General features: G+C 63.4%; 26 protein-coding genes. 10 read left to right on the top strand and 16 right to left on the bottom strand.

Annotation, left to right across the window (positions count from 1 at the left end; all coding sequences use genetic code 11):
* Positions 1–60 precede the first annotated feature (60 nt).
* Together AC56PL_RS03400 and AC56PL_RS03395 are read left to right on the top strand one after the other, a co-directional pair.
* The gene (locus AC56PL_RS03400; protein ID WP_495514994.1) at positions 61–1071 is read left to right on the top strand and encodes a substrate-binding domain-containing protein; all 1011 of its coding nucleotides are present in this window, start codon (positions 61–63) and stop codon (positions 1069–1071) included.
* A gap of 103 nt (positions 1072–1174) precedes the next feature.
* Positions 1175–3433, top strand: coding sequence for a molybdopterin-containing oxidoreductase family protein (locus tag AC56PL_RS03395; protein WP_497153011.1), 2259 nt, complete (start codon positions 1175–1177; stop codon positions 3431–3433).
* On the opposite strand, the gene AC56PL_RS03390 is transcribed toward AC56PL_RS03395, so the two are convergent.
* Positions 3417–4226: a TIGR03620 family F420-dependent LLM class oxidoreductase gene (locus AC56PL_RS03390; protein WP_495514992.1), complete on the bottom strand. Its 810-nt coding sequence runs from the start codon at positions 4224–4226 to the stop codon at positions 3417–3419. The two genes, AC56PL_RS03395 and AC56PL_RS03390, sit on opposite strands and share 17 nt — an antisense overlap.
* A gap of 114 nt (positions 4227–4340) precedes the next feature.
* Between AC56PL_RS03390 and AC56PL_RS03385 the strand changes: the two genes are divergently transcribed.
* Positions 4341–4994 carry a hypothetical protein gene (locus AC56PL_RS03385; protein ID WP_497153010.1) on the top strand — a complete coding sequence of 218 codons (654 nt, stop codon included), beginning with the start codon at positions 4341–4343 and terminating at the stop codon, positions 4992–4994.
* Between the two features lie 9 nt (positions 4995–5003).
* The gene (gene dtd, locus AC56PL_RS03380) at positions 5004–5441 is read left to right on the top strand and encodes a D-aminoacyl-tRNA deacylase (RefSeq protein WP_497153009.1); all 438 of its coding nucleotides are present in this window, start codon (positions 5004–5006) and stop codon (positions 5439–5441) included.
* 17 nt (positions 5442–5458) lie between these two features.
* On the opposite strand, the gene map is transcribed toward dtd, so the two are convergent.
* The 9 genes from map to rpsH all read right to left on the bottom strand — a co-directional run bounded on the left by map (position 5459) and on the right by rpsH (position 11040).
* Positions 5459–6250 carry a type I methionyl aminopeptidase gene (gene map / locus AC56PL_RS03375; protein ID WP_495514989.1) on the bottom strand — a complete coding sequence of 264 codons (792 nt, stop codon included), beginning with the start codon at positions 6248–6250 and terminating at the stop codon, positions 5459–5461.
* Positions 6251–6281: 31 nt separating this feature from the next.
* On the bottom strand, positions 6282–6827 hold the full coding sequence (locus tag AC56PL_RS03370) for an adenylate kinase (RefSeq protein ID WP_495514988.1): 546 nt from the start codon (positions 6825–6827) through the stop codon (positions 6282–6284).
* Complete coding sequence (gene secY, locus AC56PL_RS03365; RefSeq protein WP_495514987.1) at positions 6824–8149, bottom strand: preprotein translocase subunit SecY; 1326 nt, start codon at positions 8147–8149, stop codon at positions 6824–6826. Before secY ends, AC56PL_RS03370 begins: the two co-directional genes overlap by 4 nt.
* Before the next feature lie 186 nt (positions 8150–8335).
* Positions 8336–8776 (bottom strand): 50S ribosomal protein L15, encoded by a 441-nt coding sequence (rplO, locus tag AC56PL_RS03360; protein ID WP_495514986.1) that lies wholly within the window; start codon positions 8774–8776, stop codon positions 8336–8338.
* A gap of 5 nt (positions 8777–8781) precedes the next feature.
* Positions 8782–8961, bottom strand: a complete 180-nt coding sequence (gene rpmD / locus AC56PL_RS03355) for a 50S ribosomal protein L30 (protein ID WP_084835423.1) — start codon at positions 8959–8961, stop codon at positions 8782–8784.
* Position 8962: 1 nt separating this feature from the next.
* Entirely contained in the window at positions 8963–9634 is a 672-nt protein-coding gene (gene rpsE, locus AC56PL_RS03350; RefSeq protein WP_482135400.1) for a 30S ribosomal protein S5, read from the bottom strand.
* Between the two features lie 37 nt (positions 9635–9671).
* Entirely contained in the window at positions 9672–10091 is a 420-nt protein-coding gene (rplR, locus tag AC56PL_RS03345; protein WP_495514985.1) for a 50S ribosomal protein L18, read from the bottom strand.
* Between the two features lies 1 nt (position 10092).
* Positions 10093–10629: a 50S ribosomal protein L6 gene (rplF, locus tag AC56PL_RS03340; RefSeq protein WP_495514984.1), complete on the bottom strand. Its 537-nt coding sequence runs from the start codon at positions 10627–10629 to the stop codon at positions 10093–10095.
* Positions 10630–10641: 12 nt separating this feature from the next.
* Positions 10642–11040 (bottom strand): 30S ribosomal protein S8, encoded by a 399-nt coding sequence (rpsH, locus tag AC56PL_RS03335; protein WP_084835419.1) that lies wholly within the window; start codon positions 11038–11040, stop codon positions 10642–10644.
* Between the two features lie 368 nt (positions 11041–11408).
* On the opposite strand from rpsH, the gene AC56PL_RS03330 reads away from it, so the two are divergent.
* Together AC56PL_RS03330 and AC56PL_RS03325 are read left to right on the top strand one after the other, a co-directional pair.
* Positions 11409–12785, top strand: coding sequence for an AIM24 family protein (locus tag AC56PL_RS03330; RefSeq protein ID WP_497153008.1), 1377 nt, complete (start codon positions 11409–11411; stop codon positions 12783–12785).
* A 50-nt stretch (positions 12786–12835) separates the two neighbouring features.
* Positions 12836–13174 carry a DUF4262 domain-containing protein gene (locus AC56PL_RS03325; RefSeq protein WP_497153007.1) on the top strand — a complete coding sequence of 113 codons (339 nt, stop codon included), beginning with the start codon at positions 12836–12838 and terminating at the stop codon, positions 13172–13174.
* An 89-nt stretch (positions 13175–13263) separates the two neighbouring features.
* Here the strand turns inward: AC56PL_RS03325 and AC56PL_RS03320 are convergent, their stop codons facing one another.
* The 5 genes from AC56PL_RS03320 to AC56PL_RS03300 all read right to left on the bottom strand — a co-directional run bounded on the left by AC56PL_RS03320 (position 13264) and on the right by AC56PL_RS03300 (position 15189).
* A complete protein-coding gene (locus AC56PL_RS03320; protein WP_023955966.1) occupies positions 13264–13449 on the bottom strand; it encodes a type Z 30S ribosomal protein S14 in 186 nt (61 codons plus the stop codon).
* Position 13450: 1 nt separating this feature from the next.
* On the bottom strand, positions 13451–14029 hold the full coding sequence (gene rplE / locus AC56PL_RS03315; RefSeq protein WP_495514981.1) for a 50S ribosomal protein L5: 579 nt from the start codon (positions 14027–14029) through the stop codon (positions 13451–13453).
* Between the two features lies 1 nt (position 14030).
* Positions 14031–14345 carry a 50S ribosomal protein L24 gene (gene rplX / locus AC56PL_RS03310; protein WP_020109915.1) on the bottom strand — a complete coding sequence of 105 codons (315 nt, stop codon included), beginning with the start codon at positions 14343–14345 and terminating at the stop codon, positions 14031–14033.
* A gap of 1 nt (position 14346) precedes the next feature.
* The gene (rplN, locus tag AC56PL_RS03305; protein ID WP_495514980.1) at positions 14347–14715 is read right to left on the bottom strand and encodes a 50S ribosomal protein L14; all 369 of its coding nucleotides are present in this window, start codon (positions 14713–14715) and stop codon (positions 14347–14349) included.
* A 207-nt stretch (positions 14716–14922) separates the two neighbouring features.
* The gene (locus AC56PL_RS03300; RefSeq protein WP_495514979.1) at positions 14923–15189 is read right to left on the bottom strand and encodes a LuxR C-terminal-related transcriptional regulator; all 267 of its coding nucleotides are present in this window, start codon (positions 15187–15189) and stop codon (positions 14923–14925) included.
* A gap of 202 nt (positions 15190–15391) precedes the next feature.
* Here AC56PL_RS03300 and AC56PL_RS03295 point away from each other — a divergent pair, with 202 nt between their 5' ends.
* The 3 genes from AC56PL_RS03295 to AC56PL_RS03285 all read left to right on the top strand — a co-directional run bounded on the left by AC56PL_RS03295 (position 15392) and on the right by AC56PL_RS03285 (position 17156).
* Entirely contained in the window at positions 15392–15910 is a 519-nt protein-coding gene (locus AC56PL_RS03295) for an MTB12 C-terminal domain-containing protein (protein ID WP_497153006.1), read from the top strand.
* Positions 15911–16087: 177 nt separating this feature from the next.
* Positions 16088–16645 (top strand): DUF4190 domain-containing protein, encoded by a 558-nt coding sequence (locus AC56PL_RS03290; protein WP_497153005.1) that lies wholly within the window; start codon positions 16088–16090, stop codon positions 16643–16645.
* A 1-nt stretch (position 16646) separates the two neighbouring features.
* Positions 16647–17156 (top strand): VOC family protein, encoded by a 510-nt coding sequence (locus AC56PL_RS03285; protein WP_482135411.1) that lies wholly within the window; start codon positions 16647–16649, stop codon positions 17154–17156.
* A gap of 16 nt (positions 17157–17172) precedes the next feature.
* On the opposite strand, the gene AC56PL_RS03280 is transcribed toward AC56PL_RS03285, so the two are convergent.
* Positions 17173–17940, bottom strand: coding sequence for an SDR family oxidoreductase (locus AC56PL_RS03280; protein ID WP_495514976.1), 768 nt, complete (start codon positions 17938–17940; stop codon positions 17173–17175).
* Between the two features lie 149 nt (positions 17941–18089).
* On the opposite strand from AC56PL_RS03280, the gene AC56PL_RS03275 reads away from it, so the two are divergent.
* A complete protein-coding gene (locus AC56PL_RS03275; protein WP_495514975.1) occupies positions 18090–18689 on the top strand; it encodes a TetR/AcrR family transcriptional regulator in 600 nt (199 codons plus the stop codon).
* Positions 18690–18720 lie beyond the last annotated feature (31 nt).

Raw genomic sequence — 18720 nt, 5'->3', positions numbered from 1 at the left:
ACTGCGGGTCCACGGTGTCAGGGTTGGAGAGGTCCGCGTCGGCGAGAAAGAAGGCGAGTAATGGTGGTGAGCATGCGCGACGTGGCGGCGAGCGCCGCCGTGTCCATCGGCACCGTCTCGAATGTGCTGAACTCCCCCGACAAGGTCGCCCCGGCCACCGTCGATCGGGTGCACAAGGCCATCGCCGAACTCGGCTTCGTCCGCAATGACGCCGCTCGCCAACTCAAGGCCGGCCGGTCGCGGTGTGTCGGGTTGATCGTCCTGGACGTGGGCAACCCGTTCTTCACCGATCTGGCCCGGGCCGCCGAACGCCAGGCCACCGACAACAACCTCACGCTGCTGCTCGGCACTTCGGACGACGACGCGGACCGCGAGCACACCTACATCGAAACATTCGACGAGCAACGGGTTTTCGGCGTACTGGTCTCACCGGTCGGGGATGACCTGAGCCGACTCGAAGCGCTACAACTGCGCGGTACGCCCGTGGTCCTGGTCGACCGCAACGGCGAACAGACACCCTTTCCCTCCGTATCGGTCGACGACGTCGCCGGTGGCGCCCTGGCCTGTGGCCACCTGTGCGACACCGGACGTCGGCGGATCGCCTTCGTCGGCGGTCCGCAGGCCATCCGTCAGGTCGCCGACCGTCTGCAAGGCGCACGCGAGGCCATCGAACAGGTACCCGGCGCCACCCTCGAGGTCATCGAGACCCGCTCGCTCAGCGTCCTGGCCGGACGAGCCGCAGGCGAAGAGATCCGCAGACGGCCCGTCGCCGAGCGCCCCGACGCCATCTTCTGCGCCAACGACCTACTCGCGATGGGCGTCCTGCAGGCCCTGACGATGCTCGCCGACGTCTCGGTGCCCGGCGACATCGCCCTGATCGGATACGACGACATCGACTTTGCCAAGGCCGCGGTGGTGCCGTTGTCCTCGATCAGCCAACCGAGCAAGCAACTCGGTTCCAGTGCCATCGACCTCCTGGTCGGCGAGGCCACACGAAGTCCACACGTCCCACCCCGGCACGTGCGCTTCCAACCGCGACTGGTCGTCCGCGCATCCACTGCCCCGGCCTGACAGCACCCCGACCCGGCAACCCCTGTCAACTCCCTGCATCGATCGACCGAGACGTGCAACACTCGTGGTCAGATGCCAACGCCGGTCACCAGGGAGATGTCTCATGGCGCAGGAGAAGACCACCTACTGCCGGATCTGTGAACCACTGTGCGGGATGATTGCGACCGCCGAGGATGGCAAGCTGCTGTCGCTGCGGCCAGACCCGGACAACCCGCTGTCGAAGGGTTTCGCCTGCCCGAAGGGCATCGCGTTCAGTGAGATAGTCAACGACCCCGACCGCGTCCTGCATCCCCTCCGGAAGAACGATCGCGGCGAGTTCGAGCGGGTCTCCTGGGAGACCGCGATGCGTGAGATCACCGGCAAGCTCGCCGCGGTGCACCGACGCGACGGCGCCTCGGCCATCGGCTGGTACTTCGGCAATCCGGCGACGTTCTCCGCCGGACACGTGATGTGGGCCGCGATGTTTCTGAATCTGCTGGGAACGCCGCACATCTATTCGGCCGGCTCACAAGACGTGAACAACCGGTTCGCCGCCAGTCACTTCTTGTACGGCAACCCACTCACCTCCCCCATCCCCGACATCAACAGGGTGCAATTCCTTGTCATCATCGGTGCCAATCCCGTTGTCTCCCATGGCAGCGTGATGAGTTCTCCACGGATCCGGGAAGGACTGACCGCCATCACCAAACGTGGCGGTCGGGTGCTGGTCGTCGACCCCCGCCGTACCGAGACGGCCCGCGAGTTCGAGTGGCAGCCCATCGTTCCCGACACCGATGCACTCCTGCTGCTCTCATTGCTTCACGTGATGTTCGACGAGCACCTCGCGGACGAACGACTGTTGGCGGAGCGCAGTACCGGGCTGGTGGCGATCAAGGATGTGGCGCAGGCCTATTCACCCGAGACCACCGCCGAACACACCGGCGTCGACGCCGAGACGGTCCGCGGACTCGCCCGCGACCTGGTGTCGACCGAGCGGGCCGCGGTGTACGGCCGGGTCGGCACGTCGCTCGGTCGCACCGGAACCCTGACCACAGCGCTGCTCGACATGGTGAACCTGGTTGCCGGCAACCTCGACGAGGTCGGCGGGTCGATGTTCGGCGATCTCGGTATCCCCGGTCAGCGCCTGGGTGTCGCAGCGCTGCAGCGTGTTCCGCGGTTCGCCTGGTCCGGTCGGCGGAGCCGGATCGGCGGCCTGCCACAGATACTCGGGACCGCTCCGGCATCGGTGATGGCGAAGGAGATGACCACTCCGGGGCCCGGCCAACTCAAGGCGATGTTCATCAGTGCAGGCAACCCCGTGCTATCGGTACCAAATGGAGACGAATTGAGTGCGGCGCTCGACGAGGTCGAACTGTTTGTCTCACTCGACATCTACCAGAACGAGACCAACGCGCACGCCGACTACATCCTGCCTGCGACCACGATGTACGAGCGGTCAGACTTCCTGCTGCCGTTCCAGGCACTGTTCACCACACCGTTCAAACAGGCCACCGACGCGGTGATCGCACCACGCGGCGAGGCCCGCGAGGAATGGGTGATCATCAACGAACTCGTTGCCGCACTGGCGACCCGGGCCCCGCTGCTCGGTGCGCTACACCTGTGGAACCGGCTCGCCGACCGCATCGGGAAACCCTGGACGCCGGATCTGTTGTCAGATCTGCTGATCCGGATCGGCACCGGCGGAGACCGATTCGGACTGCGCAAGACGGGCCTGAACCTCCACCGGCTGGTCACCAGGTTCCCGCACGGCAAGATCGTTGCCGAGCACCTCGAACCCGGGCAACTTCGTGGCATCATCACCCACCGAAGTCGCAAGATCCGTTTGGACGCACCCGAATTGATCGCCGAGATCGATCGCCTCGACCACTCATCGGACCCGTCGTTCCCGCTGCGCCTCATCGGTATGCGTGAGATCCGCTCGGAGAACAGCTGGCAGCACAACGCTCCCCTGCTACTACGCGGCGGACGCACCCACGCGGCCCGGATGCATCCGGTCGATGCCCAGGCCCGCGACATCGCCGAGGGTGAACTCGTCACCGTCCGCTCGCGTCACGGACAGATAGCGCTGCCCGTGATGCTCACCGAAGACATCAAGCCCGGAGTTGTTGCGATACCGCATGGTTGGGGTCACAACGGCAGCGGCGGATGGACCCAGGCGAACACCGCGTCCGCCAATGACCTGGGGACAGGTGGCGCGAACGTCAACACGTTGATCTCGTCCGATCCCGATGACCTCGAACGGCTGGCCGGTATGGCGAACATGACCGGGGTGCCGATCGAGGTCCGCGCGCTCGATACGTCGATACGCGCCCGGTTGGCCGGGCAGACCGTACAGTCGGCCGCGCTCAGATCAACTGACTGAGCACCTCGACGATGTCGACGTCGCCGAGGACCTGGATGGCCACGTGGTCGGCGCCCTGGCCGAGGTGGGCGTCGATCTTCTCTCGGACGACCTCGGCGGTGCCGTGCGCCACGAGTTCGTCGATCAGCGCATCCGTGCCGCCATCGGCGAAGTCGGCGTCGGTGTAGCCGAAACGTTTGAGGTTGTTGGTGTAGTTCTGCAGGTGAAGGTACGGCTGGTCGACGTACGGGCGACCGACAGAACGTGCCAGCTGCGCGTCCTCGGTCAGCACCACCTTGTGCTCGGGGGCGAGGAACTTCTCCGGGCCGAGGATCATCCGGGCGTATTCGGTGTGGGCAGGCGGAACCAGATAGGGGTGCGAACCGAATGAACGCTCCGCGGCCAGTCGCAGCATGCGCGGGCCGAGTGCGGCGATCACCCGACGATCGACCGGAACACCGCCCTTGTCGAGGCCGTCGAGGTACGCACACAGAGCGTCATAGGGACTCTTGTACTCGTCGACGGCCTCCGGGTGACTGACGCCGACGCCGAGTAGGAAGCGGCCGGGGAAATCGTCCTCCAAGGCGCTGAACTGATCGGCGATGTCGGCCGGGTCTGTGTTCCAGATACTGGTGATCCCGGTGGCCACGCGAATCGAATCGGTGGCCTCGAGCAACGTCCGGGCCGGGCTCAGCGAAGGAGGCGAACCCCCCAGCCAGATGGCGCCGTAGCCCAGCTTCTCGATCTGCTGTGCCTGCTCCTGCGACAGCGCCGACGAACCCGCCCACACCCCATGCGTTCCAAAACCGGTCATACAACAATCCAACCCGACGCACCCACCACAACATTCCATTGGAGGGTCATTCAAAAGCCGTCAATGATCTCGCCAGGCTTCAAACAGGCAGTCGACGAACGTAGTCTCGCACTCATGCGGACTGCCGTGGCCCTGATCGCAATCTCGATTGCGCTGCTCTGCGGTTGCACCACGCAGAATCCCGATCCCGAACGCTCGACGAAGTCGACCACACCCGTTGCCGCCACCGAGGTCCGGACGATCAACCCGTTCGGACCCGATCGCGACGGCATGCTTGTGGACGGCTACAGCACCCACGACGTCGAAACCCTGGCTCCGCTGAAGTGCTTCACGGACATCAGCGGTGGTTACCGCTGTTCGGAGACCCCTGAAGGACTCAGATTCTGCTGGCAGGCCGCCGAGAACACCGCCGCCTGTCTCGCCGACCCACGCGACCGGGAGTTGGGCACGATGGGTGCCACGTTCGTGATGATGTCGGACGTCAGTCCCTATATCCCGGCCGGACTCGATCTTGCCGACGGATCCCGGTGCACCCTCGGACGCAACCCGATGGCCGTGGCGACCGGCGACGTGCAGTACGTGCATGTCTACGGCTGCACGGGCGGTCCCACGAAGGGCATCTACACCGAACCCCTCCCCGGGATCGGCAATCCGGTCCGGGATGTCATCGACACGTCAACCGCGCTGTGGACTGTGCAGGGCGGGGACGAGAGCGCACCCACCGGACCGGTCGAGGTCATCGTCGCCTACCAACTCGCCACTGGTTGAATTGACCGGGTGAAGGCACTCTTGCAACGCGTCACCTCGGCCTCGGTCAGCATCGATGGAGAAACGGTCGGCGCGCTACCGCTGAGCGACGGCGCGCAGGGACTGGTGGCCCTGATCGGCGTCACCCACGACGACACCGACGCCCAGGCCGCCACCCTCGCCGAAAAGATATGGCGCCTGCGCATTTTGGACGGTGAACGCTCCGCCGCCGATCTCGATGCCCCGATTCTGGCGATCAGTCAGTTCACGTTGTACGCCAACACGGCCAAGGGCCGACGGCCGTCGTGGAATGCGGCCGCACCCGGACCCGTCGCCGAACCACTTGTCGAGAAGGTCATCTCCGCATTACGTGCGCTGGGCGCCCACGTCGAAACCGGACGCTTCGGGGCCCATATGCACGTGGCATTGGTCAACGACGGACCGGTCACCATCGCTCTCGAGGTGTAGGTCCGGCGTACCCGACGTCAGGGCCGGGTGGTGAGAATTCGCGGCCCGTCGCCGGTGACGACAACAGTGTGTTCCCAGTGGGAGGCGCGGCTGCCGTCGTTCGTGACAACGGTCCAATCATCTTCGAGCACAGTGGTATCCACCGTGCCGAGCGACAACATCGGCTCGATGGCCAGCGTCGACCCGATCACCAGAACCGGGCCCCGCCCGGGTTTGCCCTCATTGGCCAGGAACGGATCGAGGTGCATCTCGCGCCCGATACCGTGACCGCCGTAGCCGTCCACGATTCCGAACTCGCGACCGAAGGTCTTCTCCGCGGCCCGCGTTGCGGTCTCGATCGCGTGGGAGATGTCGGTCAGACGCCCGCCATCGACCATCGCCGCGATACCGGCTTCGAGAGCCAGTCGCGTGGCGTCGTTGAGATCGGAGTCGGCCTGCGACAACTCGCCGATACCGAAGGTCCACGCCGAATCACCGTGCCAGCCGTCGAGGATCGCACCGCAGTCGATCGAGACCAGATCGTGCTCGGCCAGCACCACGTCTTTCGACGGGATGCCGTGCACCACGACCTCGTTCACCGAACTGCAGATCGAACCGGTGAACCCGTGGTACCCGAGGAACGACGGGACCGCACCGGCGTCACGGATGACGGCCTCGGCGATCGCATCGAGTTCGAGCGTGCTCACCCCGGGCTTGGCGCCTTCGCGGACAGCCACCAGTGCACGGCCGACGATCGCACCGGCGGCCGCCATGGCGTCCACCTCACCGGGACTGCGGAACGGGACCGGTTTCGGTTTACGAAACCCCATGATCACCTACTGATTCGAAGTTGAGGTGCGCTCAGGCGCTGAGCGCGCGCAGCACTCGCTGATGCACTTCGTTGACGTCGCCCATCGCGTCGATCGACTTCACCGCATCGCCGTAGTACTCACGCAGCGGTGACGTCTCTTTTTCGTAGACGTGCATGCGGTTGCGGATGACCTCTTCGGTGTCATCGGCGCGGCCACGGGCCAGCATCCGCTTGACAACGACGTCCTCGTCCACGCTGAACGACAGCACGGCATCGAGCTTGGTGTCGAGATCCGCGAGGATCTCGGTCAGCGCGTCGGCCTGCTCGGTCGAACGCGGGAACCCGTCGAGAATGAAGCCCTTCGCCGCATCCGGCTCGGCAACGCGTGCGCGCACCATGTCGACGGTGATCTGCGACGGCACGAGGTTGCCGGCATCGAGATACTTCTTGGCCTCGAGACCGATCGGGGTCCCCTGCGAAATGTTCGCCCGGAACAGATCGCCGGTCGAGATGTGCGGGATACCAATGCTCTCCGAGAGCAGTTCGGCCTGTGTACCCTTGCCGGCTCCGGGTGGGCCGAGAAACACCAGTCTCACTTGAGGAACCCTTCATACTTGCGCTGCATGAGCTGCGAATTGATCTGTTTGACCGTGTCCAAGCCGACGCCGACCATAATCAGCACCGCGGTACCGCCAAACGGAATGTTCTGGACGCCACCTGAATTACCGATTTCCAGGAAGAGGTTCGGCAGGACGGCGATGATGCCCAGGTAAATCGATCCGGGCAGGGTGATCCGGCTCAGCACGTAACCGAGGTAATCGGCCGTCGGCTGACCCGGACGGATGCCCGGAATGAAGCCGCCGTACTTCTTCATCTCATCGGCACGTTCCTGCGGGTTGAACGTGACAGCCACATAGAAGTACGTGAAGAAGATGATCATCAAGAAGTAGACGAGGATGTAGACCGGATTACTCGGGTCCACCAGGTATGTCTGGATCGCGCGCTGCCACCACGAAGGCTCTGCGGTCTGGCTCTGCGTCAGCTGCAGGATCAGGTTGGGCAGGTACAGCAACGACGACGCGAAGATCACGGGGATGACGCCGGCCTGGTTGACCTTCAACGGCAGGTACGTCGACGAACCGCCGTACATCTTCCGTCCGACCATGCGCTTGGCGTACTGCACCGGGATCCGGCGCTGGCCCTGCTCGATGAAGACGACACCGGCAACGATCGCCAGCGCAGCCAGGATCACCAGGAAGAACACCAGGCCACCGCGGGTGTCGAGGATGGTCTTGCCCTCGGACGGGATACGTGCGGCGATACCGGCGAAGATCATCAGCGACATACCGTTGCCGATGCCGCGTTCGGTGATCAGCTCACCGAACCACATCACCACACAGGCGCCGGCCGTCATGACCAGCACGATGATGAGAAGTCCGAAGATCGACTGGTCATTCAGGATCTGATCGCTGTTCGGGCAGTCGGGCAGCAGATTGCCCCTGGCCGCCAGGGCGACGATGCCTGTCGATTGGAGCAGCGCCAGCGCAACCGTGAGGTAGCGGGTGTACTGCGTCATCTTGGCCTGACCGGATTGGCCTTCCTTGCGCAACTGCTCGAAGCGCGGGATGACCACGGTCAACAGCTGCACGATGATGCTCGCGGTGATGTACGGCATGATGCCGATCGCGAACACGGACAGCTGGAGCAGAGCTCCACCGGAGAACATGTTGATCAGGGAGTAGATTCCGGCGGAATCTCCTCGGGAGACGACATCAAGACATGTCTGGATCTCTTGATAGTCGACACCGGGCGACGGAATGGTCGCACCGAGACGATAAAGGATGATGATTCCCAGAACGAAGAGAATCTTCCGCCTCAGGTCGGGTGTCCTGAAGGCCGATATGACGGCGGAACGCACTAACTCCTCCTGGGCAAAGTCGCTCCGGCAGCAGCGTTGCACCGGGCTACGAACAACTCTTGAACTCTAACAGTCACCGGTTCGGGGGACCGAGCGGTGACCACTGAAGTGACGAACGGCGCGGCAATGATGTCCGCGCCGTCCGCCACTGTAGCGAGTCCGGGTGGTCGATGGACTGCGGCTGCCTTACAGGACAGTCGTCGTACCGCCGGCAGCAGCGATCTTCTCGCTGGCCGACGACGAGAACTTGTTGGCGCTGACCTGCACGGCCACCGACAATTCGCCCTCTCCGAGCACCTTCACCAGTTCGTTCTTACGAACCGCGCCCTTGGCGACCAACTCTTCGACACCGATGGTGCCCCCTTCCGGGAACAACCGGGCGATGTCTTCGAGATTGACAACCTGGTACTCGACCCGATTGCGGTTCTTGAAGCCCTTGAGCTTCGGCAGCCGCATGTGGATGGGCATCTGCCCACCCTCGAAGCCGGCAGGCACGTTCTTGCGTGCCTTGGTGCCCTTGGTGCCGCGACCCGCGGTCTTACCCTTGGAACCTTCACCACGACCCACGCGGGTCTTTTCTGTCTTCGACCCCGGGGCGGGGCGAAGATGATGCAATTTGATTGTCATTGTGACTAAACCTCTTCGACGGTCACGAGGTGCCGGACCGCTTTGATCAAGCCGCGGTTCTGGGCGTTGTCCTCGCGGGTGACGGTCTGGCGGATTTTTCGGAGTCCGAGGGTCCGCAGGCTGTCACGCTGATTGCTCTTCTGCCCGATGGTGCTTTTCACCTGGGTGATCTTCAACTCGGCCATATCAAGCTCCCTGTCCTGCACGGGCGCGCAACATACCGGCCGGAGCGACATCCTCGATCGGCAGCCCACGACGTGCGGCAACCTCTTCGGGGCGCTGCAGCATCTTGAGTGCTGCAACAGTCGCGTGGACCACGTTGATGGCGTTGTCCGAGCCGAGGCTCTTGCCGAGGATGTCGTGGACACCCGCGCACTCGAGCACGGCACGCACCGCGCCACCGGCGATCACACCGGTACCGGGGCTGGCCGGACGCAGCATCACAACACCGGCAGCGGCTTCGCCCTGCACGGGGTGAGTGATGGTCGCGCCGATCATTGGGACGCGGAAGAAGCTCTTACGAGCCTCCTCGACACCCTTCTGGATCGCGGCCGGAACCTCTTTGGCCTTGCCGTAACCGACACCGACCAGTCCGTTGCCGTCACCGACGACCACGAGAGCGGTGAAGGAGAACCGACGTCCACCCTTGACCACCTTCGAGACGCGGTTGATGGCAACCACACGCTCTAGCTGATTCTTGTCTTCCCGACCGCCACCGCGCTGGTTGTCGCGCCGATCGCGGTTACCGCCACCACCGCCGCGGCGGTCGCCGCCTGCGTTGGCTGCGTTCGGGTCATTGCTGTTGCTTCCGGCGGGTCCGCTTCCGGTACCGCCATCACGCCGCTGACGTCCCGGCATCAGATGGTCCTTCCATTGCAAATCGTTGTGGTCGACATCAGAACTCGAGCCCTCCCTCGCGGGCGGCGTCCGCCAATGCGGCGATACGGCCGTGGTAGCCGTGGCCACCATGGTCGAACACCACGGCCTGCACACCGGCAGCCTTGGCGCGGGCGGCGATCAGTTCGCCGACCTTCTTGCTCTGTGCCGACTTGTCGCCACCGGTCGCGCGGACATCGGCCTCGATGGTCGAGGCTGCGGCCACGGTGTTACCGGCGAGATCGTCGATGAGCTGCACGTGGATGTGACGCGAGCTCCGCTTGACCACCAGGCGAGGACGCTCGGGGGTGCCGCTGATCTTCTTACGCAGCCGGAAGTGACGGCGTGCGTTGGAGACGCGACGACGGGTCGACGCGTCCTTGCCGAGGGGAGTGCGCTTTGGCTTTCCCGCAGTTTTAGTCACTGTTGCTTCACTCATGTCACTTACCCGTCTTTCCGACCTTGCGACGGATCTGCTCACCCTCGAAGCGAACGCCCTTGCCCTTGTACGGGTCCGGACGGCGCAGGCGGCGGATATTCGCCGAGATCTGTCCGACTTGTTGCTTGTCGATTCCCGAAACCGAGAATTTGGTGGGCGATTCCACCGTGAAAGTGATGCCTGCAGGCGCCTTGATCGGCACCGGGTGGCTGTATCCGAGCGCGAACTCGAGGTCGCTGCCCTTCAGTGCCACACGGTAACCAACACCGAAGATCTCCATCTTGCGGACATATCCCTCGGTGACACCGGTGACCAGGTTGGCCACCAGGGTGCGGCTCAGGCCGTGCAGTGCACGGTTGCGGCGCTCGTCGTTGGGACGGGTGACAACAACGGTCCCCTCCTCAACGGCGACAGCGATCGGCTCCGAGATCGTCACCGACAACTGCCCCTTGGGGCCCTTGACGTTGACGGTCTGGCCGTCGATCTTCACGTCTACTCCGGCCGGAATGGCGACCGGGTTCTTTCCAATACGCGACATAGTATGTGCCCCTTACCAGACGTACGCGAGGACTTCGCCGCCCACGCCCGCGCTGGCGGCTTGGCGATCGGTCAGCAGACCCGAGGACGTGGAGATGATCGCCACGCCGAGGCCACCGAGCACCTTTGGCAGATTTGTGGACTTTGCGTAGACCCGCAGGCCCGGCTTGGAGACGCGGCGCAGGCCGGCGATGCTCCGCTCACGGGTGGGGCCGTACTTGAGCGAGACGACGAGGCTCTTGCCGACTTCAGCATCTTCTGTGCGGTAGTCGGTGATGTAACCCTCGCGCTTGAGGATCTCGGCGATATTCGCCTTGATCTTCGACGCGGGCAGGGTCACCTCATCGTGATACGCCGAATTGGCGTTACGCAGACGCGTCAAGAAGTCTGCGATCGGATCAGTCATGGTCATAACAGACCGTCAACCTTTCTCGCAGCGGTTCCCATGCAGCATGCGCGCACCGGTTCCCTCGAATGCCGAGGCATTCTTCGGGCCTTCTACGTCACATCGTGGGCCTACAACGAAGTGAGTTCTGTCCTGACCGACCGTTGCCGGTCAGGGGTGGTGCTCCCCCGAATGCACAGGTGCACTCAGGAGTTTTCAAAGCTCAAAGGCCAAGAAAATTCTCAGCTACCTGGGCATTTCAAACCGACCGAAGGCACGGCTCTGCCGAGGCAACTGTCCCAGTGTAAGGAACACAGCTGCTCAGGCCAAATTGCGCCGTACCAGCTGCCGGTTCCCACCCCGAACCAGCCCGGCCTGGAACAATGGGCGGGGCCATGAGAGAACTTGCTCCAGGAGAAAATACTCCACTGCCCTCGCAGCTGATCAGCGTCTCCGTCACCTGCGCATCCCCGGTGAACACGTCGGCGGTGTTGCTCGCGTCGAACGGCCGGGTCCGCTCGGACGACGATCTGATCTTCTACAACCAATCCTTCGGTCCAGGTGTCGTCTACAGCAGCGACGCCCGCAGCGACATCGTCACGATCGACACGACCAAAGTCCCCGGAGACATCGAGACGATCGCGATCACCGCCAGCCTCGACGGCTCCGGTCCGACCACGTTCGCAACGGCAGGCACGCTGCGCGCCGAGTTGCGCGACGGCTCAGGCCGTCCGACCGTGTCGTTCACACCGGCGCGACTGACCTCGGAGTCCGGGGTTGTCTGCATGGAGGTCTACCGGCGCGGCGACGCCTGGAAGGTCCGTGCCGTCGGACAGGGTTACGACGACGGGTTGGCCGGTCTGGCAACAGCTTTCGGCATCCAGGTCGACGACGATCCCGCGCAGGCACCCACAACTCCGGACCCCTTGCCGTGGCCCCCGGCAGGCCAGAGCGCGGCACCGCCACCACCGGCCCGGCCCGCCGCCCAGACGTACTCACAGACCCCACCCCCAGCACAGCACCAGGGAGTTCCCGCCATGAACAGTGACCTTTTCGCACCGGCCCACGCCGAGGTGTCCGGCAGCGGCATCCAGAAGCAGGGCAGCAAGATGTGTCGCGTCGGAATGAACGGCGAGATCATGGCCCGCTCCGGATCGATGGTCGCCTACCAGGGCAATCTCACATTCGAGGCCCAGGGCTCCGGCGGCATCGGCCGCGCCATCCGGAACACCCTGAGCGGAGAAGGCGTGCCGCTGATGAAGGTCACCGGCCAGGGCGACCTGTTCCTGGCGGACGCGGCCGCCGACGTCCACCTCATCGACCTCGACGGTTCCGACGGTCTGACCATCAACGGCGCCAACGTGCTGGCCTTCGACTCGACCCTGACCTACGACGTCAAGCGGGTCCAGGGCGCGGCCTCTCAGAGCAATGCCGGACTGTTCAACTGCGTGTTCACCGGCCGCGGCCGGATCGCGATCACCACCGACGGAAACCCAGTGGTGCTGACCGTCGATCAGCAGACGTTTGCCGATCCGAATGCCGCGGTCGCGTGGTCGTCGAGCCTGCAGACCAGCATCAAGCGCAACGATTCGTTTAACCTCGGAACCCTGATGGGTCGCAGCACCGGCGAACGCTTCACCCTCGCCTTCAGCGGCCAGGGTTTTGTGGTCGTCCAGCCCTCCGAGCTCCCGCCGGGTGGTCTCATCGGCGGCACCGGTGGCGGCAGTCAATCCGGCGTCGCCGGCGGACTCGGCGGTCTCCTCGGCCGGTAACTCCCCCTCCCAAATCCACCCGTTTCAGTCAAAATCACACGTTGCAACAGGTGATTTTGACTGAAACGGGTGGCTTTGAACAGTCGAGCGGGATCTCACTGCAGTCACTGGACGTACCGGTCAGGCTGATCGAACTGATCGACAAGCAAGATCTGATCATCACCAACGAGCTGTTCCCGAATTCGCCTGCACTGCAAGTTGTTTGGTCTGACGACCACGGAACATTCCCATGGGATGAGGGTTACGCCCTGCAACCGGACCACCAGCAGATCAGGGGCATGCTGCCCGATGTCGGCGGCGGCCCGCGCCCGCCGCGGGTGATCACACCACCCACTGCCCCCAACCGGGCTCAGCGACGTCAGGCGCAACGACGCAAGAACAGACCCTGAAACAGCAAACGCTCCACAAACACAAAGACGCTCCACCTATAGGTGGAGCGTCTTTGTAGAAGTGGAGCGTTTAGCCGAGGGCTAAAAGATCACCAGCTGCTCTTCTGCACACCGGGCAGCTCGCCCGCGTGTGCCATCTCGCGCAAGCAGATACGGCACAGGCCGAACTTGCGGAAGACCGAGTGCGGGCGTCCGCAACGGTTGCAGCGGGTGTAGCCACGCACGGCGAACTTGGGCTTCTTGTTGGCCTTATTGACCAGCGCCTTCTTTGCCATGTCAGTTGTCCTTCGCGTTTGAGTCTTTGAACGGGAAGCCGAGCTGACGCAGCAGTGCCCGACCTTCGTCATCGTTGGTCGCGGTGGTGACGATGGTGATGTCCATGCCGCGGGGCCGGTCGATGTTATCGATGTTGATCTCGTGGAACATCGACTGCTCGTTGAGACCGAAGGTGTAGTTGCCGTTGCCGTCGAACTGGCGATCGCTCAGGCCACGGAAGTCCCTGATACGCGGCAGTGCGATCGAGACGAGGCGGTCGAGGAACTCCCACATGCGGTCGCCACGAAGGGTGACTCGCGCGCCGATGGGCATGCCTTCACGCAGCTTGAACTGTGCGATCGACTTGCGAGCCTTGCGGATCTCGGGCTTCTGGCCGGTGATCAGGGCGAGGTCTTTGACCGCACCGTTGATCAGCTTCGCGTCACGGGCGGCGTCGCCGACACCCATGTTCACGACAACCTTGACGACGCCGGGGATCTGCATGACGTTGTCGTAGTCGAACTGCTCGTTCAGAGCGTCTTTGATCTCCGCGCGGTAGCGGAGCTTCAGCCGAGGCTGGATCTTCTCAGTGGTGCTCATGTCAGATGTCCTTCCCGTTCTTGCGGGAAATGCGCACGCGCTTGCCGTTGTCGTCGGTGCGGTAACCGATGCGCGTGGGGTTGCCGTCAGAGTCAACGACCATCACGTTCGAGACGTGGATGGCGGCTTCCTGGGTGACAATGCCGCCCGAGGATGCGCCACGCTCGTTCTGCGAGGCGGAGGTGTGCTTCTTGATCCGGTTGACGCCTTCGACCAGGATCCGGTTGCGCTGCGGGTAGGACTCGATGACCTTGCCCTTTGCGCCCTTGTCCTTGCCGGCAACGACGATCACGGTATCGCCCTTGTGAACCTTCATATCAGAGCACCTCCGGAGCCAGCGAGACGATCTTCATGAACTTCTTCTCACGCAGCTCGCGGCCGACCGGGCCGAAGATGCGGGTTCCACGTGGATCGCTCTCGTTCTTGATGATGACGGCAGCGTTCTCATCGAACTTGATGTACGAGCCATCGGGACGACGGCGCTCCTTGGTGGTGCGCACGATAACGGCCCGGACAACTTCACCCCGCTTGATGTTTCCGCCGGGGATGGCGTCTTTGACAGTGGCGACGATGACGTCACCAATGCCGGCGTAGCGCCGTGACGAGCCTCCGAGTACGCGGATGCACAAGATTTCCTTGGCACCCGTGTTGTCGGCGACCCGCAGGCGTGACTCCTGCTGGATCACTTTTTCTCCTTGACCTGGCTGGTAAATATGTGTGGCGGATTTCCGTCCCGACACACGCGGTCCGTTGCCATCGGTGGCGCGCCTGCCTGCAGTTATTCACCACAGGGGGTTCGCTGCTCGACGTGCGGACACAAAAGTGCCGCGGGCAACCGGTCAAGCATAGGTGAAAGACCAGGTCGGATACAAATCATCCCTGGTCGCGACCGGTCACCAGTCGTCGAGAGAGGTGAAGCCGTCCTGGATCGCGCGAGCCAGTAGCTGCGATTTGGTCCGCGCCGGCCTACCCACGAGAGCGTATTTGGATCGGATCCTGGTGATGTGGGTATTGACGGTCGCCTGCGAAATGTACAACTTCGCCGCGGCCTGCCCTTTGGAATCGAAAGCAAACCAGGCCAACAGGACTTCGACCTCACGGGGAGACAAGACCGGAACCCGAGTTGCAGTAGGCGGCGCAATGGAACTGTCGACAGTCATTGGGCGACTCTTTTCGTCTGGTCTGTTCAAGTCATGGCACAAGCCGCCCGACGTCATCAAAGCGTAGAAAGCCCAGGCCAGATCGGTAAGTCCCAGTTCTAGGGGGACTCGCCTGGCACTGGCGGCGGCCCCGGCCCGACTCTGGATCAGGCAAATAACTTAGGTTAGTGTTGGCTAACAACTTGGTCTCCGAGGAGAAAATATGAACATTCGTAAGAGCGTGGCAGGCGCGGCCCTGATCGGGCTGGCCGTCTTCGGTGTCGCCGCCTGCAGCGATGACAGCGATTCCGACTCATCGACAACCACCACCTCGGCCGCCGAGACCTCCGCCGCGGCTTCGGGTAGCGCAACCAGCCCCGACGCAGCGGCCGATACCGCGCTCGAGGTCGGCGCCGCGCAGGAGATCATCGTCGGGGTCCTATCCCCCGACACCGACCCCGCGACGTACACCGATCTGGTCGACTCGGACGATCCGGCCGTCGCCGGACAGCTCGCCGGACTCGCCAAGGGTTTCTCAGCCGCCGGATACACCCCCGACAAGTTCACTGTGACGGAAGTGACCGCTGACGGCGACGCCGCAGCCACCGCGACCGTCGAGGTTGACAGCCCGCACACACCCGAGCCGGTGGCGATGCCGTTGGCCTTCGTCAACGTCGACGGCACGTGGAAGCTCTCCACCGATGCCATCACCGCTCTGACATCGATGGGCGGCGGTCACTGACCGTCTGTACAACACAAAATTGCCCGGCCGCATCAGCGGCCGGGCATCTTTGTATTCGGACTCGGCCCTGGAGCATCCGGTCACCAATCGCACCATTGCTCGAACGTGCTACAAGTCATACGGTCGACCACTTCGTCTCCCCTAAGGTGGAATCAACTCTTCCAAGAGAGGCGAACCATGACCGACAACAAGGACTTTGCCGATCGCGACCAGTTCGACCTGACCAAAGACGTCAACAGCCAAGATAGCAACGGCCCGAACAGCAACGCGACCCACGACACAGCGCCGCTGAGCCCGTACCCCACGTATCCGACGGCGCCGACCCTGCCGTCGGTCGGTGCGGAATATTGGCAGCCGTACGAACCCGGGGCCGGTCCCCTGGCAGGCCTCGACCCGGCCTATCCGCATTACCCCGTCGCGTACCCGCCGAGTCCATATCCGGCCATGTATTACCCCAACCCCTATCTGATGGCCCCGAAACGAACCAATTCGATGGCCACCGGCGCATTGATCTGCTCGATAGTCGCGATACCTGCGATGTTCTTCTGCTTCGCCGGCGTCCTGGTCGCACCTGTCGGTGTCATCCTCGGGATCATCGGCCTCAATCAGATCAAAGAGCGTCCGTGTGAAACCGGCGAAGGGCAGGCCTGGGCCGGGATCATCGTCGGCGGTCTTCTCACCGCACTGTGTGTTCTTCTCGCCACGCTCTGGATCACGTTCATCGTGGGCCACTGAGATGCCGATTGTCGGCGGACCTATCTTCCAGGTCGCGTGGGTGGTCGATGACATCGCTGCCGCCGAAGAGGAATTCACCAACCGTTACGGAGTCGAATCCTGGCTGCGCATACCGGATGTCATATTCACACCGGACGCATGCAGCTACCGCGGCGTACCGGCGGACTACACGATCCATGTATCACTCGCATACGCCGGCGGCCAGCAACTCGAGTTGATCCAGCCCGTGACGGGGACGAATCTGTATTCCGAAGCACTCGCAGCCCACGGCCCCGGGCTGCATCACGTCGCCTGGATTCCGGACGACTTCGATGCCACTCTGGCGCAGTTACGCAGCAACGGAGTGGCCATTCTTCAGGACGGCCAAATATCCGGCATAGGAATGGAATTCGCGTACATCGACGGAGGGCCGATCGGTTCGTATGTCGAACTCATGAAGCTCTCCGACGAGATGCGCGCATTGTTCGACGGGCTGGTGCCCGAGGGATCGGTCAATCCCTGGAATCGCTGAGGGGCCGAATACCGATTCAATCGGCCGAGCGGCCCTTGTCGGCGGCGTAGACGGCGCCGTGGACTGCGCTGGCTTCATCACTGGCGAGGAATGCGATCAACTTGGCCACCTCTGCAGGCTCCGACATACCCCGCGGTGACGCGGTCCGCATTATCAGTTCGAAGTCTGCCCCGTCGGGTACGACAAAATCGCTGACCTGCGGGGTGAGCATGCCCCCTGGGCATACCGCGTTGACCCGAACCGCAGTGTGCGCAAACTCCACTGCAAGAGCCCTGGTCAGCCCCACCAATCCGTGCTTGGCAGCACAGTAGCCGGCCGAATAGGCCTGGCCCTGGGTCCCCGCCGTCGAGGCGACGTTGACGATGTTGCCTCCGGACTCGAGGAGATGCGGCAGCGCCGCGCGACAAAGGTAGAAGGGCCCGCTCAGGTTGATCGCGAGGTCCTGCTGCCACTCTTCGTCGGTCACCGAGGGCGTGTGTCGCATGGTGTGTGCGCCGGCCACATTCACCAGCGCATCGATCCGGCCGAACGCGTCGATGCAGCCGTCCACTGCATCGCGGCAGGCGTCCGGGTCGGCGATATCGGTAATGCGGAATCGGCCGTCCGTCACCGCGGTGAACACTTCCGACAAACGTTGTTCGTCACGCGCGAGCCCGAACACCCTGGCCCCGCGCTCGGCCAGGATTCGAGCCACTGCCGCTCCGAGTCCCGATGAGGCGCCGGTGACAACAACGACCTTCCCGCCGAAACCCGACGTGTTCGTGTCCCCTCGTGACTCCGCCATACGACCATTTAAGCACGTACGCTTAACGGAGCGTCTATATTACGGTGGCCGAACTACGCGGGGTGTCTCCGAGCGTCGGTATGGATCACCAGTTTCACCTGTCCGGTCCACAACCTGTTCAACGTCCCTGGGCTATAGGCTCTTTATCGATGACAGACACCGGTCCGGACCGAGGGAAGCGCGAGTTGCTCGATACAGCGGAAAGGCTGATCGCAACCCGCGGATACGAAGTTCCCCTGCGCGACATCGCGGTCACCGCCGGTCACCGCAACAACTCGGCTGTGCAATATCACTACGGTAACCGCCAGGGCCTGATCGCAGCGATCGTCGCCAGACGCCTGGGCCCCATGGAGCGCGAACGCGCACGGATGCTGGAAATCTTTGCCGCACAAGGTAAGCAGCCCACGGTTCGCGACCTCATCGGCGTGCTGGTGCTGCCGATCCTGGAGATGAAGGGCACCCACTATGCCCGGTTCCTCGAGGTGACCCGCCCGTCGTGGCCCGATGAATCCATACCCACCGGGTACACCGAGTGGCCCAAAGTTCTTGACCAGCTCAACAAGTCACTCGTTGGCGACACCGTCACCCGTCATCGCCGGGTCGCCGCGGTGGCCACTGCGATGTTCGCGCTGATCGCCGACTTCGAGCGTCGAACCGAACTCGGCGATCAGTCGGAATCCGAACCGGACGAGATCATCGACATGCTCACATCGATGATGACCACACCCCTTCGAACCCAGACGAACTAGAGAGTCTGTTTCGGGCCGCTGCACAACGAGG

Source organism: Williamsia sp. Y721 (assembly GCF_059683565.1).
The sequence above is the reverse complement of the archived record's forward strand: the minus strand, read 5'-3'. Positions and strand labels throughout refer to the sequence as shown.